This window comes from Kribbella shirazensis (assembly GCF_011761605.1).
Lineage (GTDB): Bacteria > Actinomycetota > Actinomycetes > Propionibacteriales > Kribbellaceae > Kribbella > Kribbella shirazensis.
In genome coordinates, this window is record NZ_JAASRO010000001.1 from 2989158 (window position 1) to 3015185 (window position 26028).

At 68.1% G+C, this 26028-nt stretch carries 23 protein-coding genes; 8 read left to right on the plus strand and 15 right to left on the minus strand.

What is annotated here, in order from left to right; all coding sequences use genetic code 11:
* Positions 1 to 14: 14 nt before the first annotated feature.
* Together BJY22_RS14800 and BJY22_RS14805 are read right to left on the minus strand one after the other, a co-directional pair.
* Positions 15 to 593: a DUF1003 domain-containing protein gene (locus BJY22_RS14800; protein ID WP_167207180.1), complete on the minus strand. Its 579-nt coding sequence runs from the start codon at positions 591 to 593 to the stop codon at positions 15 to 17.
* A complete protein-coding gene (locus tag BJY22_RS14805; protein WP_167207182.1) occupies positions 583 to 1881 on the minus strand; it encodes a magnesium transporter MgtE N-terminal domain-containing protein in 1299 nt (432 codons plus the stop codon). The genes BJY22_RS14800 and BJY22_RS14805 overlap by 11 nt, the downstream gene beginning before the upstream one ends.
* Positions 1882 to 1969: 88 nt before the next feature.
* Here BJY22_RS14805 and BJY22_RS14810 point away from each other — a divergent pair, with 88 nt between their 5' ends.
* On the plus strand, positions 1970 to 2938 hold the full coding sequence (locus tag BJY22_RS14810; protein ID WP_167207184.1) for a helix-turn-helix domain-containing protein: 969 nt from the start codon (positions 1970 to 1972) through the stop codon (positions 2936 to 2938).
* Here the strand turns inward: BJY22_RS14810 and BJY22_RS14815 are convergent.
* Positions 2935 to 3498 (minus strand): hypothetical protein, encoded by a 564-nt coding sequence (locus tag BJY22_RS14815; RefSeq protein ID WP_337758690.1) that lies wholly within the window; start codon positions 3496 to 3498, stop codon positions 2935 to 2937. The genes BJY22_RS14810 and BJY22_RS14815 overlap by 4 nt on opposite strands.
* A 125-nt stretch (positions 3499 to 3623) precedes the next feature.
* On the opposite strand from BJY22_RS14815, the gene BJY22_RS14820 reads away from it, so the two are divergent.
* Both BJY22_RS14820 and BJY22_RS14825 read left to right on the plus strand, forming a co-directional pair.
* Entirely contained in the window at positions 3624 to 4583 is a 960-nt protein-coding gene (locus BJY22_RS14820) for an HpcH/HpaI aldolase/citrate lyase family protein (protein WP_167207186.1), read from the plus strand.
* A gap of 88 nt (positions 4584 to 4671) precedes the next feature.
* Positions 4672 to 6402 (plus strand): sialidase family protein, encoded by a 1731-nt coding sequence (locus BJY22_RS14825; RefSeq protein WP_167207188.1) that lies wholly within the window; start codon positions 4672 to 4674, stop codon positions 6400 to 6402.
* Between the two features lie 49 nt (positions 6403 to 6451).
* Here BJY22_RS14825 and BJY22_RS14830 read toward each other — a convergent pair whose 3' ends face one another.
* Entirely contained in the window at positions 6452 to 7102 is a 651-nt protein-coding gene (locus BJY22_RS14830; RefSeq protein ID WP_167207190.1) for a peptidylprolyl isomerase, read from the minus strand.
* A 120-nt stretch (positions 7103 to 7222) separates the two neighbouring features.
* On the opposite strand from BJY22_RS14830, the gene BJY22_RS14835 reads away from it, so the two are divergent.
* Positions 7223 to 8665: a protein kinase domain-containing protein gene (locus BJY22_RS14835; protein ID WP_167207192.1), complete on the plus strand. Its 1443-nt coding sequence runs from the start codon at positions 7223 to 7225 to the stop codon at positions 8663 to 8665.
* 107 nt (positions 8666 to 8772) lie between these two features.
* Positions 8773 to 9963 (plus strand): acyl-CoA dehydrogenase family protein, encoded by a 1191-nt coding sequence (locus tag BJY22_RS14840; RefSeq protein ID WP_167207194.1) that lies wholly within the window; start codon positions 8773 to 8775, stop codon positions 9961 to 9963.
* Between the two features lie 242 nt (positions 9964 to 10205).
* On the opposite strand, the gene BJY22_RS14845 is transcribed toward BJY22_RS14840, so the two are convergent.
* Entirely contained in the window at positions 10206 to 11222 is a 1017-nt protein-coding gene (locus BJY22_RS14845; protein ID WP_167207196.1) for a winged helix-turn-helix domain-containing protein, read from the minus strand.
* A gap of 197 nt (positions 11223 to 11419) precedes the next feature.
* Positions 11420 to 12526, minus strand: a complete 1107-nt coding sequence (locus tag BJY22_RS14850; protein ID WP_167207198.1) for a magnesium and cobalt transport protein CorA — start codon at positions 12524 to 12526, stop codon at positions 11420 to 11422.
* A 77-nt stretch (positions 12527 to 12603) separates the two neighbouring features.
* On the opposite strand from BJY22_RS14850, the gene BJY22_RS14855 reads away from it, so the two are divergent.
* A complete protein-coding gene (locus tag BJY22_RS14855) occupies positions 12604 to 13137 on the plus strand; it encodes a YflT domain-containing protein (RefSeq protein WP_167207200.1) in 534 nt (177 codons plus the stop codon).
* 121 nt (positions 13138 to 13258) lie between these two features.
* On the plus strand, positions 13259 to 13762 hold the full coding sequence (locus BJY22_RS14860) for a MaoC family dehydratase (RefSeq protein WP_167207202.1): 504 nt from the start codon (positions 13259 to 13261) through the stop codon (positions 13760 to 13762).
* A 169-nt stretch (positions 13763 to 13931) separates the two neighbouring features.
* Here the strand turns inward: BJY22_RS14860 and BJY22_RS14865 are convergent, their stop codons facing one another.
* From BJY22_RS14865 to BJY22_RS14880, 4 genes are all read right to left on the minus strand, one after another.
* Positions 13932 to 15224: an alpha-L-fucosidase gene (locus BJY22_RS14865; protein ID WP_167207205.1), complete on the minus strand. Its 1293-nt coding sequence runs from the start codon at positions 15222 to 15224 to the stop codon at positions 13932 to 13934.
* A gap of 18 nt (positions 15225 to 15242) precedes the next feature.
* Positions 15243 to 16088 (minus strand): carbohydrate ABC transporter permease, encoded by an 846-nt coding sequence (locus BJY22_RS14870; RefSeq protein ID WP_167207207.1) that lies wholly within the window; start codon positions 16086 to 16088, stop codon positions 15243 to 15245.
* A complete protein-coding gene (locus tag BJY22_RS14875) occupies positions 16081 to 17028 on the minus strand; it encodes a carbohydrate ABC transporter permease (RefSeq protein WP_202891116.1) in 948 nt (315 codons plus the stop codon). Before BJY22_RS14875 ends, BJY22_RS14870 begins: the two co-directional genes overlap by 8 nt.
* A 118-nt stretch (positions 17029 to 17146) precedes the next feature.
* Positions 17147 to 18421 (minus strand): ABC transporter substrate-binding protein, encoded by a 1275-nt coding sequence (locus tag BJY22_RS14880; RefSeq protein WP_167207209.1) that lies wholly within the window; start codon positions 18419 to 18421, stop codon positions 17147 to 17149.
* A 179-nt stretch (positions 18422 to 18600) separates the two neighbouring features.
* On the opposite strand from BJY22_RS14880, the gene BJY22_RS14885 reads away from it, so the two are divergent.
* Positions 18601 to 19362, plus strand: a complete 762-nt coding sequence (locus tag BJY22_RS14885) for a FadR/GntR family transcriptional regulator (RefSeq protein WP_167207211.1) — start codon at positions 18601 to 18603, stop codon at positions 19360 to 19362.
* On the opposite strand, the gene BJY22_RS14890 is transcribed toward BJY22_RS14885, so the two are convergent.
* From BJY22_RS14890 to BJY22_RS14910, 5 genes are all read right to left on the minus strand, one after another.
* Positions 19268 to 21196 carry a GH39 family glycosyl hydrolase gene (locus BJY22_RS14890; protein ID WP_167207213.1) on the minus strand — a complete coding sequence of 643 codons (1929 nt, stop codon included), beginning with the start codon at positions 21194 to 21196 and terminating at the stop codon, positions 19268 to 19270. The genes BJY22_RS14885 and BJY22_RS14890 overlap by 95 nt on opposite strands.
* 14 nt (positions 21197 to 21210) lie before the next feature.
* The gene (locus BJY22_RS14895; protein ID WP_167207214.1) at positions 21211 to 22824 is read right to left on the minus strand and encodes a glucoamylase family protein; all 1614 of its coding nucleotides are present in this window, start codon (positions 22822 to 22824) and stop codon (positions 21211 to 21213) included.
* Between the two features lie 14 nt (positions 22825 to 22838).
* Positions 22839 to 23651 carry a carbohydrate ABC transporter permease gene (locus BJY22_RS14900; protein ID WP_167207216.1) on the minus strand — a complete coding sequence of 271 codons (813 nt, stop codon included), beginning with the start codon at positions 23649 to 23651 and terminating at the stop codon, positions 22839 to 22841.
* The gene (locus BJY22_RS14905) at positions 23651 to 24475 is read right to left on the minus strand and encodes a carbohydrate ABC transporter permease (protein ID WP_337758694.1); all 825 of its coding nucleotides are present in this window, start codon (positions 24473 to 24475) and stop codon (positions 23651 to 23653) included. Before BJY22_RS14905 ends, BJY22_RS14900 begins: the two co-directional genes overlap by 1 nt.
* Positions 24476 to 24705: 230 nt before the next feature.
* A complete protein-coding gene (locus tag BJY22_RS14910; RefSeq protein ID WP_167207218.1) occupies positions 24706 to 26001 on the minus strand; it encodes a sugar ABC transporter substrate-binding protein in 1296 nt (431 codons plus the stop codon).
* Positions 26002 to 26028 lie beyond the last annotated feature (27 nt).

A 26028-nucleotide genomic window follows, 5' to 3' on the forward strand; every position in this document is an offset into this window, starting at 1 on the left:
AGGGTAGCTCGGACTCAAACCCGGTCTTCCTCGCGCGTGTCGAGGTCGGCGAGCAGCGAACGGAGCTCGGAACGCAGGAAGTCGCGGGTGGCGACCTCGCCGACCGCCATCCGCAGCGACGCCATCTCGCGGGCCAGGAACTCCATGTCCGCCCGGGTCCGCGCGTCGACGTCGCGGTCGCGTTCGTACTGCACCCGGTCGCGGGCCTCCTGCCTGTTCTGCGCGAGCAGGATGAGCGGGGCGGCGTACGACGCCTGCAGGCTGAGCGCCAGCGTGAGGAAGATGAACGGGTACTCGTCGAAGCGCAGGTGCTGCGGGGCGAAGATGTTCCAGCCGACCCAGAACAGGATCGTCCCGGTCATGTAGACCAGGAACTGCCCGGTGCCGAGGAAGCGCGCGATCCGCTCGGACAGCCGGCCGAACGCGTCCGCGTCGTACGTCGGCCGCGGTACGAACGTCCGCCGCCACTCCCGCGGTACGTCGAGCCGCGTCGTGCCGCGGAACAGCCGGCGCTCGTCCGAGGACCGGCGCCGCTCCTCGGTCGTACTGCTGCGCGGGCGGCGGTCGTCGGTGCTGCGGTCGTCACGTGGCATCGTGGTCCACCTCCTGCGGCTCGGGCTGATCGGGCTGATCGGGCTGATCGGGATGGTCGTGTTCACGCCAGTCGTCGGGCAGCAGGTGGTCGAGTACGTCGTCCACCGTCACCGCACCGAGCAGGCGTCCTTCGTCGTCGAGCACTGGCGCGGCGACCAGGTTGTACGTCGCCAGGTACTTGCTGACCGTGTGCAGGCTGTCGTCCGGCCGCAGCCCGTCGAGGTCCGTGTCCAGTACGGCGGACACCAGCTCGGACGGGGGCTCGCGGAGGAGCCTCTGGATGTGGCCGATGCCGATGAACCGTCCGGTCGGTGTCTCCAGCGGTGGACGGCAGACGTAGATCATGGCGGCCAGTGCGGGACTCAGGTCGGCGTTACGTACGTGGGCCAGCGCATCGGCCACAGTCGCGTCCGCGGGCAGGATGACCGGCTCGGACGTCATCAGACCGCCGGCTGTGTGCTCCTCGTATGTCAGCAGCCGCCGTACGTCTTCTGCTTCCTCTGGCTCCATCAGCGTCAGCAGGCGTTCAGCTGTGTCCGTCGGCAGCTCTGCGACCAGGTCCGCCGCGTCATCCGGGGACATCTCCTCCAGCACGTCCGCGGCGCGTTCCGTGTCCAGACCGGCGAGGATCTCGACCTGGATGTCCTCCGGGAGCTCTTCGAGTACGTCGGCCAGCCGCTCGTCGTCCAGCGCCGCCGCGATCTCCTTGCGGCGCTTGGCGGACAGGTCGTGCAGTACGCCGGCCAGGTCCGCCGCACGCATCGACTCGAAGGCAGCCAGGATGTGTGTCGCGCCCTGCCCCTCTTCCACCTGGGTGAACCCGCTGACGTCGGTCCAGTCGAGTACATGGGTCTGTCCGCGCCGCCGGAACCGTTTGGAGCCTTCCCGCACCGCGACCTTCGTCAGCATCCAGTCACGGGTCCGCCACTGCTCCATGGCCATGTCGAACACGACCGCGGTCGCACCGGTGTCGGCGATGGTGACGGTCCGGTCGAGCAACTCACCCAGCACGAGTACTTCGGTCGTGCGCTGCTCGAAGCGCCGCATGTTGAGCAGTCCGGTCGTGATGACGTGGCCGACGTCGACAGAGGTGACCCGGGTCATCGGCAGGAAGATGCGGCGCCGGGTGAACACCTCGACCACCAGACCGAGCACCCGCGGCGGCTGGCCGCCCTGGCGCATCATGGCGACCACGTCCCGGATCTTGCCGACCTGGTCGCCGTTCGGGTCGTAGACCGGCAGCCCCGCGAGGCGGGCGACGTACACACGCGACGGCGATCCGGTCATGTCCGAAGGCTAACCCGCCGGAAGGGAGTCTCGGCTGAGGTCGCTTCGTAGACTTTTGTTCCTCGGGCGACAGCGGAGTGGGGTGGGGATGCCGGCATCCAGCGGGCTGGGAGCGGACGAGGAAACGGCGTACCTGGAACTGATCCGGCGCGGCGCCGCGTCACTGGGGGACCTGGCCGGTCGGCTCGGCCGATCGGTGCCAGAGGTACAGCGTGCGGTCGACGTACTGCAGACCGAAGGTTTCGTGCACCGCACGCCGCCACCCGCTGAGCTGATCGTGCCGGCGCCTCCGGAGCTTGCCGTGGAGCAGCTGATCCAGCGGCAGGAGGAGGAGTTCGAGCGGGTCCGCAAAGCGGCGTACCGGCTGGCGGCGGAGGCAACCACGCAGGGCGGTGAGCGGCGGACCGAGGAGCTGATCGAGATCGTCACCGGCGAGACCGCGGTCGGTCTGGCGTTCGACCGTGTACAGCGGACGGCCCGTACCGAGATGCGTGAGCTGGTCGCCCCGCCGTACGTCGCCTCGGCCGAGGTGAACAGTACGCAGCTGGCCAGGCAGGGCGCTGGTGTGGCGTATCGGGTGGTCTACGACAGCTCTGCCCTAGCTGACGCGGTGCTGGCGGCCAGTGCGGTCAGCCACGTCCGGGCGGGGGAGCAGGCCCGGATCGCCGACATACTGCCGACCAAGCTGGCGATCGCGGACCACGAGCTGGCACTGCTTCCTCTGGACTGGGCGACGCCGGCACAGGACGCAGCGCTGCTGGTGCATCCGTGCAGTCTGCTCGACGCATTGGTCGCGCTGTTCGAGACAGTGTGGAACAGGGCCAGCCCGCTGTCCGTGACCGAGTCGGACGGTCTGGAGCCCGAGGAGGCGATGTCTGCCGAGGACAGGCACCTCCTGTCGTTGCTGGTTGCTGGGCTCACTGATGACGCGGCAGGTGCGCGGCTCGGCATCAGTCGACGTACTGTCGCCAGACGGGTCCAGCAACTGATGGAACAGACTCACTCCCGCTCTCGGCTGCAGTTGGGCTGGCACGCGCGGGACCGCGGCTGGCTCTAACTCAGCTTCGGGCGGCGGCGCACTGGACGGTGCAGCGTCATCGGCGGCTTGCCGCGAGTGGTGGCTCTGGTCGGTACCGGAGCCTCGGCCCGCGGTGTGGCGTCGTACCGTCCGGTCGACTCGGTGATCTCACCTGTGGGGGCGAGGACGAGGATGTCCGCCTCAGCACGCCAGCGCTCCAGTTGGGTGTCCAGGTCCGCTGCGTTCAGCCGCTCGGTCCGTAGCACCTGCGCGGCTGCCGTCCACTCGTCGGTGCCGGGCTCGAGCCGCCGTACCGTCGCCGTCCAGCTCGCCAGCCGTTGCGTAGCAGGCTTGGCCGGTACGACGACCTCCACCGAGCGTGCCGTAGCGAGTCCGGGCAGGGGCTGTTCCGCGCCGTCGGCCGGGTCGGCGAGGACGACGTACTGCCCGTCGACGGTGGCGAACCAGGCAGGCGCCGGCCGCTTGCCGTCCCACGCCAGCCAGACGAGCCCGGCCTTCTTCATGACGCCGGCGATCACCTCGGCGCTCTCCATGGCATTCTCCGTGGCGTTGTCAGGGACAGCCTGCTCGTTGCTCACAGGTCCAAGTGTCACACGGTGAATCGGGACACACTCGCCAGCGAAGTGAGCCGGGTCACCGGAACAGCCGCGACGGACGCCGTACGCTGCCGGTGACCGGTGGGTAACCGAGCGGAGGTCGACGAATGACGGAACAGTTGCGCAGCAGGCGGTCCTGCCTGGCCACGCCCGGGTCCAACCCGCGGTTCCTGGCCAAGGCGAAGGGGCTGGACGCCGACCAGGTGTTCCTGGACCTCGAGGACTCTGTCGCGCCGATCGCCAAGCCGGACGCCCGGAAGAACATCGTCGCCGCGCTCAACGAGGGCGGCTGGGGCAACAAGCTGCGCGTCGTCCGGGTGAACGACTGGACCACCGAGTGGACGTACGCCGACGTGATCGAGGTCGTCGGCGGCGCCGGCGCGAACCTCGACTGCATCATGCTGCCGAAGGTGCAGACCGCCGAGCAGGTGGTCGCCCTCGACCTGCTGCTCACCCAGCTGGAGAAGGTGCACGGGTACGAGCCCGGCCGGATCGGGATCGAGGCGCAGATCGAGAACGCGCTCGGACTCACCAACGTCAACGCGATCGCCACCGCGTCGCCGCGGGTGGAGACGATCATCTTCGGCCCGGCGGACTTCATGGCGTCGATCAACATGAAGTCGCTGGTGGTCGGCGAGCAGCCGCCCGGGTACGACGTCGGCGACGCGTACCACTACATCCTGATGCAGATCCTGATGGCCGCGCGGGCGCACGGCAAGCAGGCGATCGACGGCCCGTACCTGCAGATCAAGGACGTCGACGGCTTCCGTCGCGTCGCGGGCCGCTCGGCCGCGCTGGGCTTCGACGGCAAGTGGGTGCTGCACCCGGACCAGATCGCCGCCGCGAACGAGGTGTACTCGCCGCGCCAGGAGGACTACGACCACGCCGAGAACATCCTCGACGCCTACGACCACTACACGTCGGCCGCCGGCGGCGGTCGCGGCGCGGTGATGCTCGGCGACGAGATGATCGACGAGGCCAGCCGCAAGATGGCCCTGGTCATCTCCGCCAAGGGCCGCGCCGCCGGCCTCACCCGCACCGACATCTGGCAGCCCCCGGCGGACTGAGCCGGGCCGAGGCCTTGTGTTCGGATCGGCGCGGGAGTAGGCCGGAAAGGTCCGATTCCTCGGGGGACCGTGATCCTCAGGAGGGGCCATGCGCCGTCCACGCGCCATGGTCCTGGCTACGGTCGCCTGCCTGGCCCTGACCGGGACCGGGCTGGCTTCCGCGCAGCCGGGCGCAGATACAGAGGTCACCGTCGGCAGTCCGTCGACGCCCTTCTCGCAGAACAAGCAGAACGAGCCTGGCCTCGCGGTCGATGCTCACCAGCCGTCGCTGCTCGCCTCGGGCGCCAACGACAACATCGATCTGGAGGCCTGTGCCGCGGGCGATCCGACGACCTGCCCGTTCACCGCGGGCGTCGGAGTCACCGGCATCACGTTCTCGACGAACGGCGGCCAGAGCTGGGTCCAGCCGACGTACACGGGCTGGTCGGCCCGGCACTGCCTCGGACCGGCGGCCTGTGTGCCGCGGGTCGGACCGATCGGGACATTACCGAACTTCTTCGAGAACGGGATGGTCTCCAACGGCGATCCCGAGCTGGCCTTCGGGCCGCGCCGAGGCGCCGACGGCGGCTTCTCCTGGACCAACGGTTCCAGGTTGTACTACAGCTCGCTGACGACTCCGTTCCCCGGCAACCCCGGCTTCCGGGGCGCCGCGGCGATCACGGTGTCACATCTGGACGCGACAGGTCCCGGCAACCGCCTCGCGGACGCGCTGGCCGGCGTCAACGCCGCGTGGTCCGATCCGGTCGTCGTGACCAGGCAGAACTCGGCGCTGTTCTCCGACAAGGAGCAGATCTGGGCCGACAACGCCGCATCGAGCGACTTCTTCGGCAACGTCTACGTCTGCAACGTCGGCTTCCGCGGCGTCGGTGCCGGAGCGCCGGAACCCGTGCTGTTCGCGGCGTCCAGCGACGGCGGGCTGACCTGGCGGAACAAGCAACTCTCTCCCGCGACGAACAACGCACAGACCGGTGGCCGGCAGGGCTGCGCGATCCGCACCGACAGCACCGGGACCGTGTACGTCGTCTGGGTCGGCACCGACATCCGGACCCGGCAGGGTGTGTTCTTCCAAGCCCGATCCTTCGACGGCGGCCGGACGTTCGAGCGGCCGCGGCCGATCACGATCGTGACGAACATCGGTCAGTTCGACCCGGTCCAGGGCCGGTTCACCATCGACGGTGTGGCAGGAGCGCGGACCAACACGTTCCCGAGCATCGACATCGCCAACGGTGCGCCGACGGGGGCGACCGCGACGGACGAGATCGTCGTCACCTGGTCCGACGACTCGGCAGGGACGAACAACGAGCGCGCGTACGTCATCCACTCGACGAACGGCGGTAACAGCTACACCGGCCGCACGATCGCCAGTCAGGGCGCGGACCGGGCCAACCAGCCCGCGATCGCGATCTCGCCCGACGGGCAGGACGTCTACCTGACCTACAACGCGTTCCTGGCGCCGTGGCAGACGACGACGGCGGCTCCGCGGCCGATGCTCGGCGTCGTACGGCACGCGAACTCGTCGACGGGTCCGTTCACCACCCTGCATCGCGGTGCGGTCGGTGATGCCCGCGCATCAAGCGCCAACGGGCTCGCCTTCGAGTTCCTCGGTGACTACAACTACGCGGTGGCGACCGAATCGTCCGGCGTCCTGGTCTGGAACGACACCCGCGATGCGGCGGACTGCCCGGCCATCGACGCCTACCGTCAGTCGCTGGTCGTCGGTACGCCGATCGCGGTGCCGGCACCTGGCACCGCCTGTCCGCCCACCTTCGGCAACACCGACATCTGGGGGATCGCGGTCGCCGACCCGACCGCGGACTGAGACGGGCGAGGGCAGCCGGCCGGCGGCCGGCTGCCCTCGACGGTGCGGCTCAGCGGGTCCAGACCTTGTAGATGTGGATGGGCTTGGCGGGTGGGCCGTCCTGGTCGGGGTCGGCGATGCCGGCGGCGACCATGCGGTCGAAGGTGGACATGCCGGCGATCACGTGGCCGAGGACCGTGTAGTTCGGGGCGATGTTGGCGAACGAGTGCACGACGAAGAACTCCGAGCCGTTGGTGCCCGGACCTTGGTTGCCGTAGGCAACGGTGCCGCGCGGGTAGGTCTCCTGGCCGGTGACCTCGTCGGGGAACTTGTAGCCCGGTCCGCCCTCCTCCTGACGGTAGATGTCGCCGCACTGCAGGACACCCAGGCGGGCCGAATTCGTCAGCCGGAAGCACTGGGTCATGTCGTAGAACCGGCTCTTCACCAGGTGCACGAAGTTGTGCACGCCGCACGGGGCGTTCGCCCGGTCCATCCGGACCACGAACGGTCCGTAGTTCGTCACGAAGTACACGTCGACCGTGCCCTTCGCGCGGGCGACCGGGGACGGGATCCGGACCGGTTTGGCGGCCGGGTTCTCGGGGGTGGGGGTGAACTCGCACTTCGCCACGGGCTTCGGGCTCGGCGTGGCGGAGGCGGTCGTTGTGGTCAGCGTCGTCGCGACCAGGAGGGCCGCGATCAGGGCGGGAATCGATCGCTTCATGCGACACACCGTAGTACTCCGATCGCACTGTGCAGAGCTTTCTGAAGCTTTTCCCCGCGGACTCGATCCGCTGCCGCATCCCGCCTAAGGTGAACCGGTCCGCTGCGGAAGGTGTGTTGTGTGAACGGCGAGGTACTGGCAGGTCGGTACCGGTTGCTGACCCTGCTGGGCAGGGGCGGTGCGGGTGAGGTGTGGCAGGCCGAGGACACGTTCCTCGACCGCCAGGTGGCGGTGAAGCTGCTGCGGTCCCTCGAAGGTGACCCGATGGACGCGCTCCAGCGGTTCCGCGCCGAGGCTCAATCAGCCGCTCGATTGACGCATCCGAACGTGGTCGCGACGTACGACGTCGGCACCGAGGGCGACCGCGTGTTCCTCGTGATGGAGCTGGTGCAGGGCCCGGACCTCGCCAAGCTGATGCGTACGTCGGGACTTCCCAGCGCCGAGCTGGTCGAACGGATCGCCACCCAGGGCGCCCGGGCCCTGGACGCCGCGCACGAGGCCGGGATCGTCCACCGCGACGTGAAACCCGGCAACCTGCTGCTGGCGCCGGACGGCACGCTCAAGATGACCGACTTCGGTATCGCGAAGCGGGCGGGCAACGAGACGACCGGGCTGGGCGTCCTGCTCGGTACGGCGTCGTACGTGGCGCCGGAGCAGGTCCGTGGAGAGGCAGCCACTCCGGCCAGCGACTGGTACTCGTTCGGCTGCGTCCTGCACGAGCTTCTGACCGGTACGCCGCCCTTCTCCGGGCCGACCGTTGACGTGGTCATGCGGCAGCACCTCGACGCGCCGCCTCCGCAGATCACGCGGACCGACGTACCTGCTGAGCTGGCCAACCTCGTCACGCACCTGCTGGCGAAGAACCCGGCCGACCGCCCTTCGTCGGCAGAGGAGGTGGCCGCGCTTCTCAGCAACGCTGCAAACACGCAGGTGCTCGCGGTGGAGCCACTCGGCATCGGTCAGTGGGAGGACGAGCCCACCTCGCACCGTGCGCCGGCGCGTGCCTTCCCGCTCGCCAAGGTGGGCATCGGCGTCGCAGTGGTGCTCGCAGCCCTCACCGGGTTGCTCATGCTGCGCGAGAGCGTGACGAACGACGCCCCGAAGGCACAGGCCGGCGATACGCCGTCCGCGCCGATGCAGAAGGCCACTGTCGCCCCCAAGACCACACCGAAGCCGAGCCCTACTCCCACCAAGACGACGCCCTCGAAGACGCCCAAGCAGACGCAGAACCCGCGGGCGGTCCCGGTCCAGCGACTGCGCACGCTCGCCGCACAGGTCCGTGCGACCCAGCAGGACAGCCGCAGCAAGGCGCCACGCGAGGCTGCGCGGGACCTGGACAAGGCCGCCGAGGCAGTGGACCAGGGCGACCTCAACGCCGCGGCACAGCACTTCTACGACGCCAGGCGGAAGCTGGCCGAGGCGCAGCAACGCAACCGCTGGCAGCCGACGCAGGAGATCGTCACGCTGTTCGCGACCATCGGGCGCTCGCTGCCCCGGCCCGGCGACGGCGGCAACGGCGACGGGGACAACCGCGACGGCGACGGCGGCGACAACGACGAGTGAGCCACGCGACCTTCACCAGGTGGCCGGTGTCACAGCGGGTGTCCCCGTAGTGCCGGGATGCTGATAACCGCGATACTCGCGGGTAAGCCGGCCGAAGGAGGCGCACGATGAGCAGGTTGCAGCAGACCGAGGGCCTGACCGACGTCCAGGAGGAGATCCTGAAGACGGTCCGGGCCTTCGTCGAGGCGGAGATCCTCCCGGTCGCCACCGAGCTCGAGCACCGCGACGAGTACCCGACCGAGATCGTCGAGGGCCTCAAGGAGCTCGGCCTGTTCGGGCTGATGATCCCCGAGGAGTACGGCGGACTCGGCGAATCGCTGCTCACCTACGCGCTGTGCGTGGAGGAGATCGCCCGCGGCTGGATGAGCGTCTCCGGCATCATCAACACGCACTTCATCGTCGCGTACATGCTGCTCCAGCACGGGACCGACGAGCAGAAGCAGAAGTACCTGCCGCGGATGGCCACCGGCGAGGTCCGCGGCGCGTTCTCGATGTCCGAGCCGGGGTGCGGGTCCGACGTCGCCGCGATCAAGACCAAGGCCACGAAGGACGGGGACGGCTACGTCGTCAACGGCCAGAAGATGTGGCTGACCAACGGCGGTTCGTCGAACCTGGTCGCCGTACTCGTGAAGACCGACGAGGGACAGGACTCGGTCTACAAGAACATGACCACGTTCCTGGTCGAGAAGGAGCCCGGTTTCGGCGAGGTCGACAAGGGCCTGACCGTGCCCGGCAAGATCGAGAAGATGGGCTACAAGGGCGTCGACACCACGGAGCTCGTCTTCGACGGGTACCGGATCGACGCCGGGCAGATCCTCGGCGGCGTACCGGGCAAGGGTTTCTACCAGATGATGGACGGCGTCGAGGTCGGCCGCGTGAACGTGGCCGCGCGCGGGTGCGGGGTGGCGCGCCGGGCGTTCGAGCTGGGGATCTCCTACGCGCAGCAGCGCGAGACGTTCGGCAAGAAGATCGCCGAGCATCAGGCGGTGCTGTTCCGGCTGGCCGACATGGCGGTGAAGGTCGAGGCCGCGCACGAGCTGATGGTGAAGGCGGCCCGGAAGAAGGACAGCGGCTCCCGCAACGACTTCGAGGCGGGCGTCGCGAAGTACCTGGCCAGCGAGTACTGCTCCCAGGTCGTGGAGGACTCGTTCCGCATCCACGGCGGCTACGGCTTCTCCAAGGAATACGAGATCGAACGCCTCTACCGCGAGGCGCCGATGCTGCTGATCGGCGAAGGCACCGCCGACATCCAGCGGATGATCATCGGCCGCCGCCTGCTGGAGGACTACAAGCTGTAGGAGGGCGTCTGAGCACCCTGCGCCTACTGCGCGGCACTCGGCGGGCACCTCGCTGCACTGGAGGAAAGGGCACGATGGATCCGCATCGAACCCTTCCCTCCAGCGCACCGAGGCGCTCCGCCGAGCACCTGCTCGCTACGGCGCAGGGTGCTCAGACGCCCTCCAGAACCGGCCGGCGCGCTGGGTCGACGGGCGGGGCGGTGCCGGTCGGCCCAGCGCGCGGCGGGGCAGGGGCTGTGGGGTCAGGCGGGCGCGCGGTCCGGGGGACGGGTGCGGCCCGAGCCGTGGCCGGCGAGGAGCCAGATGCCCAGCTGCGTGATCTCGTGGCGTACCGAGGCGCCGGCCCGGCGGGTGGTGATCAGCCCGGCCTCCCGCAGTACCGTCGCCTGATGGCTGGCGGCGGCCGGGGAGATCTTGCAGCGTTTCGCCAGCTCCGTCGTGGTGCACCCGCTGACGGTCGCCTCCAGCGCGGCGGCCCGGGTCGACCCGAGCAGTGAACCCAACGGGTCACTCGACGAGGCCGGTTCCATCGACGCCTGCCGCAGGATCCCAGGCGCATGCTGGATCGGGTACACCAGGATCGGTCGGAGATCCGGGTCCCGCAGCTTGGTCGGTACCTGCCAGCAGAACGCCGAAGGCTGCAACTCGATTCCCCTGCCATCGAGATACAGATCTCGGTCGTTCATGTCCAGCACCTGCAGGACCGGTGGCACCCACCGGACCCGCGGATGCAGCGACGACAGCAATCGGTCCACACCGTGCCGGGCCAGCGCCTCCCCGCGATGGGCGTGGTCAGCGGACACGTGTGTCCCGATCGACTTCCAGTACGGCGCGATCGCCGCGTCGTGGTACGTCCGGATGGCCTGCCCGAGCTTCTGCATCGACGAGCGGCCACCCTGCGCGAGCTCCCGCGTCCACGGCGACGGCGGCCGGTACTGCGCGAGCAGGTCGAGCTGGCTGCGCACCTGTTGCCGCGGTGTCGCCAGCGTCTGCTCCAGCGCGGTGTCGAAGTCCGGGGCAGACTCGGCCGGAGTGAGGAAGTCGGGGGAGTAGCCCCGCGACGGCGTCAGCTCGAGCAGCAGCCGCATCTGGTCCGGCGAGACGGTGGCGCGCACCCGGCGGCGCCAGTCCTCGAAGATCAGCCGCCCCTCCGAGTGCTGCAGCATGTGCAGACTCAGCAGCACCTCCCACAGCGGCGCCGGGGTGGTCGCGATCGTGATCCGGGTCAGGTCGCGTGGCGTGAAATGAATGCGCAGCACCGCAGCCCCTCCCAGTCCTCGTCTCCCCGGGCGACGTCCGGTCGCGGAAAGTAATCAATTCCTGACCGAACGCGATTCCGGAATTCAATCAAGGCAGGTGATCGCGCGACAACTGTTTGAACATTCCAATCGGGGAGTACTCCTGGCCATGGCAAAAGGTTGCCAAGTCACCCTTCATCGGTGGGCGAACAGCGCGCTCAGAGCCAGTGGTTGCGCTTGAACAGCCGGTAAAGGACGAAACATGCCGAGAGCATCACGCCGAGGACGACGAAGTACGCGTACTTCATCCGCAACTCCGGCATGTAGTCGAAGTTCATCCCGTAGATACCCGCGATCATCGTCGGCACCGCGAGGATCGCCACCCACGCCGAGATCCGGCGCATGTCCTCGTTCTCGGCCACCTGGACCTGCGCCAGCCCGGCCTGCAGGATCGAGCTGAGCAGCTCGTCGAACGAGATCACCTGCTCCTTCACCCGCTGCAGGTGGTCGTCGACGTCGCGGAAGTAGTTCTTGGTCTCGTCGGCGATCAGCGGGTGCCGCAGCGTCGACAGCGCGCGCATCGGGCCGGTGAGCGGGGCGACGGCCCGTTTGAGCTCCAGCACCTCGCGTTTCAGCTGGTACACCCGGTCGATGTTCCGCCAGCCACGCGGCGAGAACATCGACGTCTCGATCATGTCGATGTCGGCCTGTACGGCGTCCGCGACCTCCAGGTACCGGTCCACCACGTGGTCCGCGATCGCATGCAGCACCGCGCCCGGACCGGTGGCCAGCCGTTCCGGCTCCCGCTCCAGCTCCTGGCGCAGGCCCGCCAACTCGCTGTGCTCACCGTGCCGGACCGTGACCACGAAGCCGGGTCCGCAGAACACCATGACCTCACCGGTCGCGACGACCTCGCTGGTGGCGGTCAGGTCGTGGTGCGGGACGTAGGTAACGGTCTTGAACACGGCGAACAGCGTGTCGCCGTACCGCTCCAGCTTCGGCCGTTGGTGCGCCTCGGACGCGTCCTCGAGCGCCAGCGGGTGCAGGCCGAACTCGGCACCGATGATCGCGAGCTGGTGGTCGGTCGGCTGGAACAGTCCGATCCAGACGAACCCCTGCCCCCGGCGAGCCCGGTCCAGGGCCTCGGTGTACGAATCGACCCGCCGGTCACGGACGCCGTCCCGGTACAGTCCCCAGTCGACCAGGGCGCCTTCGAGCTTGCCGGTGACGACCTCGTCCTGCGGGCGGCCGGCACCGCCGGCGCGCCGGGCGAACACCCGTCCCATCCGGCGTGTCGCGCCCATGTCCCACCGTCGCCCGGTCATCACCGGCGAGGCTATCAAGACGTGGTAACCAGCCGTCGGCAATGATGGGGGTTGGAAGCACGTGGAGAGGAACGACGATGACCACCCAGGGCATGCCCTCGATGGACCCCAGGCCGACCGGCCTGACGATCGGGACGTACGACACCTACCGGGAGGCGCAGCGCGCCGTCGACTACCTCTCGGACGAGAAGTTCCCGGTCGAGCACACGACCATCGTCGGTAACAACCTCCGTCAGGTCGAGAAGATCACCGGCCGGCTCACCTGGGGCCGGGCGCTGACCGCCGGCCTGGCCAGCGGCGCCTGGTTCGGCCTGTTCGTCGGTCTGCTGCTGGGAATGTTCACCCAAGGCAACTTCCTGGCCGCGCTGCTCACCGGTGTGGTGCTGGGCGCGTTCTTCGGGATGGTGTTCGGCGGCCTCGGCTACGCGCAGTCCGCCGGCCGCCGGGACTTCACATCGCGGACCGCGGTCGTCGCCACGACGTACGACGTCCTCTGCGACTTCAAGTTCGCCGAGGAGGCGCGCAACCACCTGGCCAAGCTGGCGCTCAAGGGTGAGGTCCACCCGCTGCTTCCGGAGCACCAGCAGTCGGCCCCGCGACCCACCGACTGAGCGGGCGGGTGTCCTGGCCCGCCGGGAGGTGACCTATCTCTCCCGCCGGTGAGAGCCAGACCACGGTCCGGATGCGCCCGGACCCGGCAGCATGGGGAATCCAGAGCGAGGAGGAACCGGGATGCAGTTCGGGCGCAGTTACGAGGAGTTCGAGGTCGGCGCGGTCTACAAGCACTGGCCGGGCAAGACGGTGACGGAGTACGACGACCACCTGTTCTGCCTGCTCACGATGAACCACCATCCGCTGCACCTGGACACGCACTACGCGCAGGAGACCACCCAGTTCGGCAAGAACGTTGTGGTCGGCAACTACATCTACTCGATCCTGCTCGGCATGTCGGTGCCGGACGTCAGCGGCAAGGCGATCGCGAACCTGGAGATCGAGTCCCTGCGGCACGTCGCGCCGACGTTCCACGGCGACACGATCTACGGCGAGACGGTCGTCCTGGACAAGTGGGAGTCCAAGTCCAAGGACGACCGCGGCGTCGTCTACGTGGAGACCAAGGGCTACAAGCAGGACGGCACCGTCGTGTGCCTCTTCCGCCGCAAGGTCATGGTCCCGAAGAACAACTACCTCGAAGCCCGCGGCGGCGAACAACCCGCCCGCCCCACCCCCACCAGCTAGCCGCCCTACCGTCCGCCGGCCGCCCCACCACCGGCTGCCCCACCACCGGCTGACGCCCCGCCGGCTCCAGCCCCTCCGCATCTCGTGGGTCGACCACCCGGATGCAGGGTTTGCCACTCGCATCCCGGTCGCAAACCCTGCATCTCGGACGTCAACCCACCAGAAGCGTCTAGAGGAACAGTTCGATCACCGGGACCAGGACGTTCGGTTTCTGGATCGGGAGTTTCAGGGTCAGGGTCTCGGAGGAGACGCCGCCCATCGTGGTGTTCTGGGCCTGCTGGTGCGGGTCGTTGACGATCCGCTTGATCTCGGACGCGTCGTTCAGGAGCTGGGCGTACTTGACCTTGCCGGCCAGACCGTGCAGGTGGACGTGACCCATCGGCCAGGAGAACAGGTGCAGGTACAGCCGATTGCCCTTCTGGGTGAACCGGCAGTCGTCCGGCGCGGTGTACTCCGCCGGACGCGCGCCGCGGATGGACCGCTCGTGCAGCCGCATCCACTCGCCGATCGACGCCAGCGTCGCCAGCGCCCGCGGATCGAACTCACCCCGCCCGGTCGGGCCGACGTTGAGCAGCAGGTTGCCGTCCTTGGACACCGAGTCGACGAGCATCTTCACCAGCAACTCGGGTGACTTCCAGTCCAGGTTGTCCCGGTCGTATCCCCAGCTGCCGTTGAGCGTCTGGCACGCCTCCCACAGGACCGGTACGCCGTCGCGCTGCATCGGGGCGTCCGGCTGGTACTGCTCCGGCGTCACGAAGTCGCCCGGGATGTCCAGCCGGTCGTTGATCAGGATGTCCGGCTGCAGCTCCCGGACCATCGCCATCAGTTCCTCCGACCGCCAGTCGTCCCGGCCCTTGCCGTGACCCGGTGACCCGTCGGGGTAGGTGTGGTTCGGGTACGAGAAGTCGAACCACATGATGTCGATCGGGCCGTAGTTCGTCAGCAGCTCGCGGGTCTGGGCGTGCAAGTAGTCGGCGTACACCTGGATGTCCCGCCCGGCCGCCTTGGCCTTGGCCTCCTCGTCGTCGCGCTGCGGGTGCACGACGTCGATCGGGAACTCCGGGTGGTGCCAGTCGATCAGCGAGTGGTAGAACCCGACCCCGAGTCCCTCGGCGCGGCACGCCTCGACGAACGGGCCGACGAGGTCCTTGCCCCACGCGGTCTTGGCGACCGTGTAGTCGGACACCTGCGAGTCCCACAGGCAGAACCCCTCGTGGTGCTTGGTCGTGAGTACGGCGTACCGCATGCCGGCCTCACGCGCCGCGCGGGCCCACTTGCGCGGGTCGTACAGATCCGGCTCGAAATGGTCGAAGTACGGCTGGTAGTCCTCGTCGGTCAGCCGTTCGCGGTTCTTCACCCACTCGTGGCGGGCCGGCAGCGAGTACAGGCCCCAGTGGACGAAGAGGCCGAACCGCCAGTCACGGAACTTCTCGACAGCATGCGCGGGAGGCGCGTCGGTCATCTCATTTCTCCTTAGGAATCAACGGCCGCCCAGCCCGGTGACGAGCAGACCGCGGACGAGGTGTTTCTGCAACAGGACGACGAGCAGCACGGTGGGCACCATGGCCAGCACCGACGCCGCCATCATCAGGTTCCACTGGGTGCCCTGCTGGCCGATGAACTGGGCCAGGCCGAGCGGGACGGTGCCCTTGGCCTCGACGCTGTTCACGATGATCAGCGGCCACAGGAAACTGCCCCAGAAGCTGATGAAGGTGAAGACGGTCAGTACGGCGATCGCGGGCCGCGCGAGCGGCAGCATGATCCGCAGGAACGATCCGAACGGACCGCACCCGTCCACCCTGGCCGCCTCCTCCAACTCGGCCGGGACGGTCAGGAAGAACTGCCGCAGCAGGAAGGTGCCGAACGCGGTGAACGCCCACGGCAGGATCAGCGCCCAGTAGCTGTCCACCCAGCCGAGCGACTGCATCAGCCAGTACATCGGAACGATCAGCACCTCCTGCGGCACCATCAGCGTCCCGAGGAACAGCACGAACAGTTGCTCCCGGCCCCTGAATTTCAGCCGCGCGAAGGCGTACGCCGACATGCTCGAGGCAACCACCACGACCAGGGTGCCGACGACCGCCACGAAGAGGCTGTTCAGGAAGTACCGGCCGAACGGCGCGAACGTGAACGCGTCGGCGTAGTTCTGCCAGCGGATCTCGGACCCGAACAGCTCGGGAGTCGGTGTGAACACCTCGTCCGCGGGCTTCAGCGACGTGGAGACGGCGTACACCAGCGGGCCGAGGAACAGGATCGCCACGAGGATCAGCAACACGTGCGAGACGCCGCTACGGAACCGGCGTGCGGTGGCGGAGGTCTCAGACATCGTAGTTCACCCACTTCCGCTGGCCGACGAACTGGATCGCGGTGATGCCCATGATGATCACGAACAACACCCACCCGGCCGCCGACGCCAATCCCATGCTGAGGAACTGCCAGCCCTGGTTGTAGACGTACATGACGATCGTCTGCGTGGACACGCCCGGACCGCCCTGGGTCAGGATGAACGGCTGCGCGAACACCTGGAACGACGTGATCAGCGTCATCGTGGTGGCGAAGAACAGCGACGGCGTGATCATCGGCCAGGTGACGTACCGGAACCGCTGGAACGGTCCGGCGCCGTCGATCTGAGCCGACTCCAGCTGCGACTGCGGCACCTGGTCGAGCGCGGCCGAGAAGACCAGGAAGTTGTACCCGAACCCCTGCCAGATCGACATCGCCACGATCGCCGGCATCGCCCAGTCCGAGGAGCCGAGGAAGTTCGGGGCGTTGATCCCGAACCAGCTCTGCAGACCGCTGTCGAGCAGTCCGCCGGGCTGGAACAGCAGCCGCCAGACCATCACGTTCGCGACCATCGGCGTCATCACCGGGATGAAGAACAGCACCCGGAACGCCTGCCGGCCCTTGATCTTCGGCCCGAGCCAGGTCGCCAGCCCGAGCGAGACGACCACGTTCAGCGGTACGTACAGCACGACGAACAGCGTCGTGTTCAGCACCACGCGGCGGAACACCGGATCGCTCAGCAGCTGGGTGTAGTTCTCGATGCCGAGGAACTTGCGCTCGCCGAACACCGGCCAGTCGAACAGGCTGATCCCCAGTGCCATCGCGGTGGGGAACAGCGTGAACAACGCCAGTCCGCCGAGGCTCGGAGCCAGGAAGACCGACGCGTACCGGCCGTCCCGCCGCAACGCGGGCGGCCGCCCCGCCCGGCGCGCCCTGTCAGGCGGCACACCGGGAGGGGCTTCAGTGGTGTCGGTGGCGGTCATGGGGCCTCCCGTCCTGGACTGAGGAGCGCAGGGAGCGAAGCGACCGGAGCGACGAGGGAAGGACGGGAGTTACAGCCCCATGACCCGCCGCGCCGGAGGTGTGGCATGTGCACGGTCATCAGGACCCTGCGCCCGCCTGGTCCTGGATGGTCTTGAGCGCCTGCTCCGGTGGGACCTCACCGTTCAGCACCTGGGTGCCGAACCGGGTGAGCAGGTCGTTGACCTGGACCCAGTTCTTGGACGTGACCAGCGGGACCGAGTTCTCCGACGCGTAGTCGATGACCTCCTTGGCCTCCGGGATCTTCGCGGCGGTGAACCAGGCCGGGTGCGCGGCGATCCGGGCCGGGTACGCGCGGCCGGCCGCGGCCAGCGTGGTCAGCGGCTTCTCACTCGTCATCGACATGATCGCCTGGAACGCGGCGTCCGGTGTCTTGCACGACCGGGAGATGCCGAAGCCGGAACCCGCGGTGAACGTCTTGGAACCGTCCGGACCGGCCGGGATCGGCGCGATGCCGAGGTTGAACTTGACCTTGCCCAGGGTGTCGATCAGCGACCACGGCCCGTTCAGCTGCATCGCCGACTTGCCGGAGACGAACTGCGTGGTCTCGAAGTCGGTGCTGCCGGACGGCACCTGCGGCGCGATCTTGTCGGTCCGGACGAAGTCGGCCCAGCCCTTGAACCCGTCGGTGAACTTGGAGTCGGTGAGGTTCAGCTTGCCGTCGGCCAGCGGCTCCGCACCGGTCATGGTGCGCACCCAGGAAGCCACGCCGAGATCTCCGGGCGTCGTCACCAGGCCGGTCCGGCCCCCGGTCGTGAGCTTCTTCGCGGCCGCCTTGAACTCGTCCATCGTCCAGCCCGGCTTCGGATCCGGTACGCCGGCCGCCTTGAACAGGTCCTTGTTGTAGAAGATCACCATCGGGCCGGAGTCGTACGGGATCGCGATCTGCTTCCCGTCGGACTTCAGGCCGTCCATGATCGGCTTGTCGAAGTCCTCGGTCTTCAGCCCGTACTTCTGCATCAGGTCGTCGAGCGGCAGCATCGCGTTCGCGTACGACGCCAGGCGCAGCGACTGCATGCCGATGATGCAGGGGGCCTTGCCGCTGGCGAGCAGGGTGCCGATCTTCGACCAGTAGTTGTTCCAGTCGGCGCCCTGCAGCTTGACGGTGATCCCCGGGTGGTCGGTGTGCGCCTGGTCGGCGACCTTCTGCCAGGCCGCCTGGTCCTCGGTGCCGCCGATCCAGAACTGCCAGGTCAAGTCGGCCTTGTCGGCCGATCCGGACCCGCTGTCGCTACCGCCGCCGCCACCGCCGCCGCAGGCGGCTACGGCGGTCAGGGCCAGCACCGCACCGGCGGCGGTGAGCCAGCGGCGTGCCCGCGCTGGTGTTGCTCTCATCCTGACCTCCAAGGAAATCTTTGAGTCATCCGATCAATATGTCGAGAGATCGGTGGGAGTCAACACTTCGTCTCCTTATTTCAGGGCATAAAGTTCCTCGCTACGCTCTAGCGCAACCCCTAGACCTCCGATGTATGGTCCAGATACATCGGAGGTTTGCCGGGTGAAGGGAGGGTGGCATGGCGGTCACCGATGCGGCGATCGACCGGATCAAGCAGATGATCGTGACCGGTGAGCTGCGGCCGGGCGACCGGCTGCCGCGCGAGACCGACCTGGCTGCGCGGCTCGGCCTGTCCCGGAACTCGCTGCGCGAGGCGGTCAAGGCGCTGGCGCTGATCCGGGTCCTCGAGGTCCGGCAGGGCGACGGCACCTACGTGACCAGCCTGGACCCCGCGCTGCTGATGGAGACGATGGGGTTCGTCCTCGACCTCCACCAGGACGCGTCCGTCCTGGAGTTCTTCGAGGTACGCCGGATCCTCGAGCCGGCCGCCGCCGCGCGGGCGGCGCTACGGATGCCCGACGAGGACATCGCCGCGCTGCACAAACTGCTCGACGAGCTCGGCCCGCAGCCGTCGGTCGAGGAACTGCTCGCCAGTGACGGGGAGTTCCACAAGGTGATCGCGGTCGGCAGCGGCAACCGCGCGCTGGCCTCGATCATCGACAGTCTGCGGCAGCCGACCTACCGGGCCCGGATCTGGCGCGGGCTGACCCAGGACGACGCGGTCGCCCGCACCCTCGCCGAGCACCGGGCCATCCTGACCGCGATCGAGGGCCGGGAACCCGAGGTGGCGAGGGCGTGGGCGACCGTCCACATCGCCGGCGTGGAACGGTGGATCCAGGAGGCGGTCAACCTCGACGAGGAGTCAGCTCCACGAGGACCGCGGAAGGCATCGGGACAGTCAGCTCGACCGCTCCGTCGCGCAACTCCAGTGGAGTACTGACCAGCCAGGTGCGCTCGGCCAGGTCGGCCAGCTGCTCGGCGGTCGGCCAGTCGGGCAGCCCGGCGGCGGCTGTCGCGAGGTCGCCGACGCCGATGGCCAGGGTGGTGGCGGTTGCTTCCCAGGACGGGTTCACCCCGGGCAGTTGGAGGCGGATGCGGCGGGTCAACTCCGATGCACCGTTCGCTTTCGACTGATCCAGGGTGAGGTTCCACAGCAGTACCGCGAGTCGGTCGCCGTGCCTGTCGCCGTGCCTGTCCCCGCCCCTGGTGCCGTGCCTGGTGCCGTGCCTGTCGCCGTGCCTGTCGTCCTGCCTGTCCCTGTCCCTGTCCCGGTAGCTGTTGCTGTCGCTTTCCCGCGATGCCCAGGCCTCGATCAGGCTGCCGGCGCCGTCGCCGTCGTACGACACCGGGAGCTCGACCGGGCCGAGGCGGCTCAGCAGCGTCATCGCGTGGTACCGCGGCTTCGCCAGCCCGCCGACGGTCTGCAGCCCGAACCCGCCGTGCAGGAACCGCGGCGGCCGCCCGAGCTCCTCGAAATGGTCGGACGCGACCCAGTACGAAAGCGCGTCGATCCGCCCGGCGGCGGACCGCATCCCGCGGAGCAGGAACACACCCGCGAACACCGAGTCGTTGATCGGGTTGAAGTGCCGCGGCGTCACGCCCCATTCGGTCCACAGGATCCGCGCATCGCCGTACCCGTGCCGCTCCAGCGAGGCCCGGACGTCGAGCGGGGGACTCCCGTACGTGTGCGTCGACACGAAGTCCACCGGCGTACCGTGCCGCTTGGCATGGGCCAGGAGGTCGTCGACCCAGCCGGCCGCGGCGGAGGACGGCCCGCCGACCGCGAGCCGCACGTCGACGGATTTCACCGCGGCCGCGGACACGTCGTACAGCTGGAGCCACTCGGCCTTGGTGCCGGACCAGAAGACCTCGAGATTCGCCTCGTTCCACACCTCGAAGTCCCAGGTCAGCACCTCCTCCAGGCCGTAGCGGTCGACGAGGTGCAGGACGAGCGCCCGGACCAGATCGTGCCAGGCCTGGTACGACGCCGGCGGCGAGATGATCGCGCCGTACTCGAAGACCGTCTTCGTGGGATCGCTCGCCAGCTCGCGCGGCATGAAGCCGAGCTCGACCACCGGCCGCAGCCCGATCGCCAGCAGCTTGTCGTAGATCGCGTCGACGACCGAGAAGTCGTACCCGGCGCCGTCGATCACGTGCGTGTCGTCGTGGAAGATCGCGTGCGCCCGGACCGTACGGACGCCGATCTCGTCGTGCATCCGCCACAGCGCTTCCTCGAGCTCCACGCCGATCTCGTGATTGCCTGTCCGGTCCTTGCAGAGCAGCTGGCTGAGGCGTTCGCTGCCGATCATCGGGACCCAGGGTGTCTGCAGTTCGGTGCCCTCGGCAACCACGTCGACGGTCACGGTCACGTCCGGCGCCTCGCCGTCGGCGGTCAGCGGTACGGCGCCGACGGTGTGACTCGGCCGCCCGTGGGTCGTCACCTCGGGCACGCTCGCGACGGCATAGCGGTACGGCGTACCAGGGGTGCACGTGGTGTCGACGTACGGCGGTGACGGGATCGAGAGCACGTCACCGCTGTGATGGTCCACCGGCTCGAGCGGCCCGTGCTCACCCGCTCCGCGCAGGATCAGGTAGCCGACCGCGCCGTCCACCGGGGACCAGTCGATCGTCACCTGCCCGACGCCGCCGACCGCGCTGACTTCCTTGGGCGGATCGAGGTCCGGGAAGGCGAACTCGCGCTCCTCGTCGCTGCGGAGCGCGATCCGCCCCATCCAATCCGATCGAGCCCAGTCGGCCTTGGCGTCGTGCTGCATCTGGTTGTCTCCTGTTACTCGAGGCCGGACTCGAACTGCTCCATCCCGATCACCGGCCGGATCCGCGACTCCACCGCCCGGCTCGCGAAGTTCCGCCGGATCAGGTCGTTGCCGAACACGTTGCCGATGGCACCCATCACCATCGCCTGGTCGAGTGACAGGTACCGTTTCGCGATCAGCCCGGACTTCACCGCGACCGAGTCGTAGAAGCCGCCACCGCCGTACGCGTGCAGGGTGGACTCGATCTTGCTGAGGTTGTCGATCGCCTGCCGCGGCGCGTACGCCATCGCCAGGAACGCGGCGTGCGGGGTGACCACGCCGTCGCCGTACGCCGGGTTCGGGTTGGTGCCCTCGCGGCAGCCTTCGAAGCCGGCGTCGTGGTTGGTGCCCTCGAGGTCGGAGGGGTAGCCGCCCGGATCCATACCGAGCGGCTCGACGCCGTAGACGGAGTACCCGCCCTTGGGGTTGGAGGCCGGCGAGAAGCCCCAGTAGCCGTACTTCGCGTCGTCCAGGCCGTGCTCGATGTGCGCGCGGACCGTCAGCGGGTGGTTGATGCCCCAGCTGCGCGGCGCCCAGGTCGCCTCGGGCACGAACAGGTCCGGCATCAGCGACTCGAACATGTCGCCGCCCCACGACGGCACGATCCGCATCCCGCGGTACGAGTAGGTGCCTTCGAAGACGTCGAGACCGAGGTAGGTGCGGTGCACACCCTTCGGTTTCTGCTCGACCCACGACCAGTCACAGGTGTCAGGGAAGGTGCGGTACGTCGCGAAGTACTGCGTGTGCGGGACCTGGCCGAGCGCGAACCCGACGTACCCGGCGATCCGGGCCTCGGTGTTGCAGGTGTCGTAGTGGAACTTGCGGTAGTACACGTCCGGGCCTACGCCGGCGTGGTTGCCCTTGTCGGTCTCCTCGTCAGGCGGCGGGGTCTCGAAGAAGCCGCCGCGCATCAGGCCGCCCGGGCGGGCCGCGGGGTTGTAGTAGAACTTGAAGTTCATCTTGCCCAGCAGGGATTCCGCGAGTGCGCGGGCGCGCGGCTCGGCGTCGCGGACCACCATCAGCGCGCAGGCGAACCACGCGTTGTCGACGCTCGACACGAAGGGCGTGATCGGCTTGGTCCCGTCCGGATCGGTACGCAGGACCTCGCCGGTCGCCTCGTCGTACCAGTTGAAGTACATACCGCTGGGCTCGTGATGGTCGACGCTGTGCATCGTCGTCAGCGTCTGCGTGATGCGCCGCAGCGACTCCTGCGGCGAGATGATGCCGAGATGTTTGGCGACCACCGTGCTCCACAGGTAGCCGCCGATGTTGGTGGGGGAGGTGTAACCGCTGCGCACCGGCTCGGTCACGGACTCACCGATGTTGTCCGCAGGCAGCCCGGTCCGCTCGTCGGTCATGGCGACAAGACTCCGCCAGGTATCCCGAGCCCACCGCCCGACCAAAGCTTTGTCGGCCCGGCTCGGCGCCCAGCGGCCGACCAGAGCTTGGTCCGCCCGGCTGGGTACCCACCCGCCTTTCAGTGTCTGGGCGGGCGCGGGCGTTCCTCCGAAAGCGGGTGATTCGACCCCAGCGAGCGCAAGCGCTCCGGTCGAGGCGAGCAAGGTACGGCGACTGATGTTGGCGGTCATCAACGTCTCCAGGGTTATTTGAGTCCGGTGATCGCGATGCCCTTGGTGACATGGCGCTGGAAGGCCAGGAACATCACCAACACAGGTACGACGACCACGACCGCGCCGGCCATCAGCAGGCCGTAGTTCTGCGCGTTCTGTCCGGTCGAGTACAGGGCAAGAGCGACGGGGAGGGTGTACTTGTCCTCGGTCTGGGCGATCACCAGCGGCCACAGGAAGTTGTTCCAGGATCCGAGGAAGGTGAGGATGCCGAGCGTGGCCAGCGCGGGCCGGGTGAGCGGCAACATGATGCGCGCGAAGATGCCGAGCTCGCCGGTGCCGTCGACGCGTCCGGCGTCGATGAGGTCGTCGGGCAGCCCGAGGAAGAACTGGCGCATCAGGAACACGCCGAACGGCGAGACCAGGAACGGCAGGATCAGACCCGGGTACGAGTTCGCCAGCCCGGCGTTGGTGACCAGGACGAACAGCGGCACGAAGGTGACCATGCCGGGGATCATCAGCGTGGCCATCACCACGACGAAGAGCGCGTTGCGGCCCTTGAAGCGGAGCTTGGCCAGCGCGTAGCCGATCATCGAGCAGAAGATCAGGTTCCCGGCCGTGACGGCGAGGGCGACCAGGGTCGAGTTGAGGAAGTAGCGCGGGAAGTTCGCCTTGCTGAACAGCTCTTCGTAGTTCTGCGACGTCGGCCGCTCGGGCCACCACGTCGGCGGGACCCGGAGCAGCTCGCCCTGGGTCTTGAAGCTGCCCAGCACCATCCACAGGAACGGCGCCGCGACAGCGATCAGGCCGAGCACCCCGATCAGGTAGATCCACCAGGTACGGCGCATCACTTCTCCCTCAGCAGCCGGAACTGGATGAACGTGATCACCGCGATGACGACGAACAGGATGTACGCCATCGACGTCGCGAGACCGTAGTTGCCGAAACCGAACTGGTTGTACGTGTACATCGACACCGAGAGCGTGCTGTCCAGCGGACCGCCCTTGGTCATCACGAAAGGCTCTTCGAAGAACTGCAGGTATCCGATACCGGTGGTCACACTGGTGAACAGGATCGTCGGGCGGAGCAGTGGCAGGATCAGGTACCGGAACCGTTGCCAGGCGCCCGCGCCGTCGATCTGGCCGGCCTCCTCGACCGAGTCCGGGATGCCCTGGAGGCCGGCCAGGAAGATGATCATCGCGGACCCGAAGTTCCGCCAGGCGGCCATCGCGATCAGCGACGGCATCGCCCAGGTCTTGGACGCCAGCCAGTTCGGTCCGTCGATGCCGACCCAGCCGAGCACGGTGTTCAGCAGACCGTTGTCCGGCGACAGCACGAACCGCCAGATCACTGCGATCGCGACGATCGAGGTGACCACCGGCAGGTAGTACCCGACCTTGAACAGCGCCTGGAACCGCTTGACCCCACGATCCAGCAACACCGCCGCCCCCAGCGCCAGAACCAGCGTCAACGGTACGCCGATGACGACGAAGTACGCCGTGTTGAACGCCGCTTTCCGGAACGTCTCGTCCTGCAGAGCTTTGACGTAGTTGTCGACCCCGACCCCGTTCACCGAGAACGGCGTCCGCAGATCCCGCTGCCGGATGTCGGTAAAACTCATCCCCAACGACCCCAGCACCGGCCCCGCCGTGAACGCCAGGAAGAGCAGCACGAATGGCAACGTCAACACCCAGGCGGCAACAGCCTGCCGATCAAATGCCCCACGCCGCTGCTCGGCCCGCCCGCCCAAAGCTGCGGCAGAAGCGGAAGCCCCACCCGAGGCGGTGCCGGCGGCTGTGCCGTGCGCCTCTTCACCCGCAGTGCTGGGTGGTCGGGGCGTGACCGTTCGGTCGCCGGATTTGTCCGGCCGGAGGTCACGCCCCGCGGTATCTCTGGAGCTCATCAGCTACCGCCGGTGCCGATCTGGGAGGCCTTGGTCTGGATGGCCTTGGCGGTGTCGGCGGGGGACTGGCCGGACTTCGCCATCTTCTCGATCTCGGTGTCGAACGCCTTCGCGACCTGTTCCCAGTTCACGATCGCGGGCGGCGCCTTGGCGTCCTCGAGCTGCTTGCCGAAGACCGGCAGCAGCGGGTCGGACGCGATGCTCGGGTCCTGCCACGCGCTCTTCACCGCCGGCAGGTCCGACGACATCTTGAACCACGCCGCCTGCGTCTTCGGATCGGACAGGAACTTGACCAGCTTCCACGCACTGTCCTTGTTCTTCGACGACTTGAACACCACGAAGTCCGACCCACCGACGAACGACGTCGACGTCTTGTTCTTCGGGATCTGGAACACCCCGATGTTCGGCTTGATCGCGTCACCGCCGGCCTTGGCCACCGACCCGGCCATCCACGGACCGGAAATGAACATCGGCACCTGCCCGTTCACGAACTGCGCCTCGGTCTGGTTCGGCGGCAGCGCCGTTCCGGCCAGCCCCTCGGTGAAGAAGCTCTGGTAGTACTTGAGCCCCTCCTGCATCTCCGGGGTATCGAAGGTGAACTCCTTCTGGTCGTCGCCGGTGATGTTCGCCCCGGCCGACCACGCGAACGGCATCACCGTCTGCCAGGACCCGTCACCACCCGGCTGCAGGTTGATCCCGTACTTCGCGCCGGCCTTCTCCTTCATGGCCTTCGCCATCGCCTTCAACCCGTCCCAGTCGGTCGGCGGCGTACTGATCCCGGCCTTCGCGGCCAGGTCCTTGCGGTAGAACACCAGCCGCGTCTCGACGTACCAGGGAACGCCGTACTGCGTCCCGCCGACCTTCGTCGTGTTGAGCGCGCCCTCGTAGAACCCGGAGTTGTCGAAGCCCTGCGGTGTCGGGTCGAGCGCGCCGAGGTCGGCGAACTCGCCCATCCAGGTGGTGCCGACCATCGCCGCGTCGGGCAGCGTGTTCGCGGTGATCGCGGTGGTGAACTTGTTGTGCGCCGCGTCCCACGGGATCGGGGTGACCGTGACGTTCACGCCGGGGTTGGCCTGCTTGAACTGTTCCATCAGCTTCGGCAGGTTCTCGCCCTCGGTGCCCATCGCCCAGACGGTCAGATTGCCGGTCGCGGGTCCTTCGCTGACGGTGGTGGTCGGCTGGGACCCGCCGCTCGGCGTGTCCTCGGACCGGCCGCATCCGGCCAGCGCGAGCGCTGTCGCGGTCAGTGCAGCGCTGCCGATCACCAGCCGGCGGCGGATGCTGTGGGTGAACATGGATCGTCTCCTCACACGTTGTTGCAG

Bases quoted from the DNA above. Each gene is read 5' to 3' on its own strand.
- BJY22_RS14800 (WP_167207180.1), bottom strand. From the start codon at position 593: ATGCCACGTGACGACCGCAGCACCGACGACCGCCGCCCGCGCAGCAGT.
- BJY22_RS14805 (WP_167207182.1), bottom strand. From the start codon at position 1,881: ATGACCGGATCGCCGTCGCGTGTGTACGTCGCCCGCCTCGCGGGGCTG.
- BJY22_RS14810 (WP_167207184.1), top strand. From the start codon at position 1,970: ATGCCGGCATCCAGCGGGCTGGGAGCGGACGAGGAAACGGCGTACCTG.
- BJY22_RS14820 (WP_167207186.1), top strand. From the start codon at position 3,624: ATGACGGAACAGTTGCGCAGCAGGCGGTCCTGCCTGGCCACGCCCGGG.
- BJY22_RS14825 (WP_167207188.1), top strand. From the start codon at position 4,672: ATGCGCCGTCCACGCGCCATGGTCCTGGCTACGGTCGCCTGCCTGGCC.
- BJY22_RS14830 (WP_167207190.1), bottom strand. From the start codon at position 7,102: ATGAAGCGATCGATTCCCGCCCTGATCGCGGCCCTCCTGGTCGCGACG.
- BJY22_RS14840 (WP_167207194.1), top strand. From the start codon at position 8,773: ATGAGCAGGTTGCAGCAGACCGAGGGCCTGACCGACGTCCAGGAGGAG.
- BJY22_RS14850 (WP_167207198.1), bottom strand. From the start codon at position 12,526: ATGACCGGGCGACGGTGGGACATGGGCGCGACACGCCGGATGGGACGG.
- BJY22_RS14855 (WP_167207200.1), top strand. From the start codon at position 12,604: ATGACCACCCAGGGCATGCCCTCGATGGACCCCAGGCCGACCGGCCTG.
- BJY22_RS14860 (WP_167207202.1), top strand. From the start codon at position 13,259: ATGCAGTTCGGGCGCAGTTACGAGGAGTTCGAGGTCGGCGCGGTCTAC.
- BJY22_RS14865 (WP_167207205.1), bottom strand. From the start codon at position 15,224: ATGACCGACGCGCCTCCCGCGCATGCTGTCGAGAAGTTCCGTGACTGG.
- BJY22_RS14870 (WP_167207207.1), bottom strand. From the start codon at position 16,088: ATGTCTGAGACCTCCGCCACCGCACGCCGGTTCCGTAGCGGCGTCTCG.
- BJY22_RS14875 (WP_202891116.1), bottom strand. From the start codon at position 17,028: ATGACCGCCACCGACACCACTGAAGCCCCTCCCGGTGTGCCGCCTGAC.
- BJY22_RS14880 (WP_167207209.1), bottom strand. From the start codon at position 18,421: ATGAGAGCAACACCAGCGCGGGCACGCCGCTGGCTCACCGCCGCCGGT.
- BJY22_RS14885 (WP_167207211.1), top strand. From the start codon at position 18,601: ATGGCGGTCACCGATGCGGCGATCGACCGGATCAAGCAGATGATCGTG.
- BJY22_RS14890 (WP_167207213.1), bottom strand. From the start codon at position 21,196: ATGCAGCACGACGCCAAGGCCGACTGGGCTCGATCGGATTGGATGGGG.
- BJY22_RS14895 (WP_167207214.1), bottom strand. From the start codon at position 22,824: ATGACCGCCAACATCAGTCGCCGTACCTTGCTCGCCTCGACCGGAGCG.
- BJY22_RS14900 (WP_167207216.1), bottom strand. From the start codon at position 23,651: ATGCGCCGTACCTGGTGGATCTACCTGATCGGGGTGCTCGGCCTGATC.
- BJY22_RS14910 (WP_167207218.1), bottom strand. From the start codon at position 26,001: ATGTTCACCCACAGCATCCGCCGCCGGCTGGTGATCGGCAGCGCTGCA.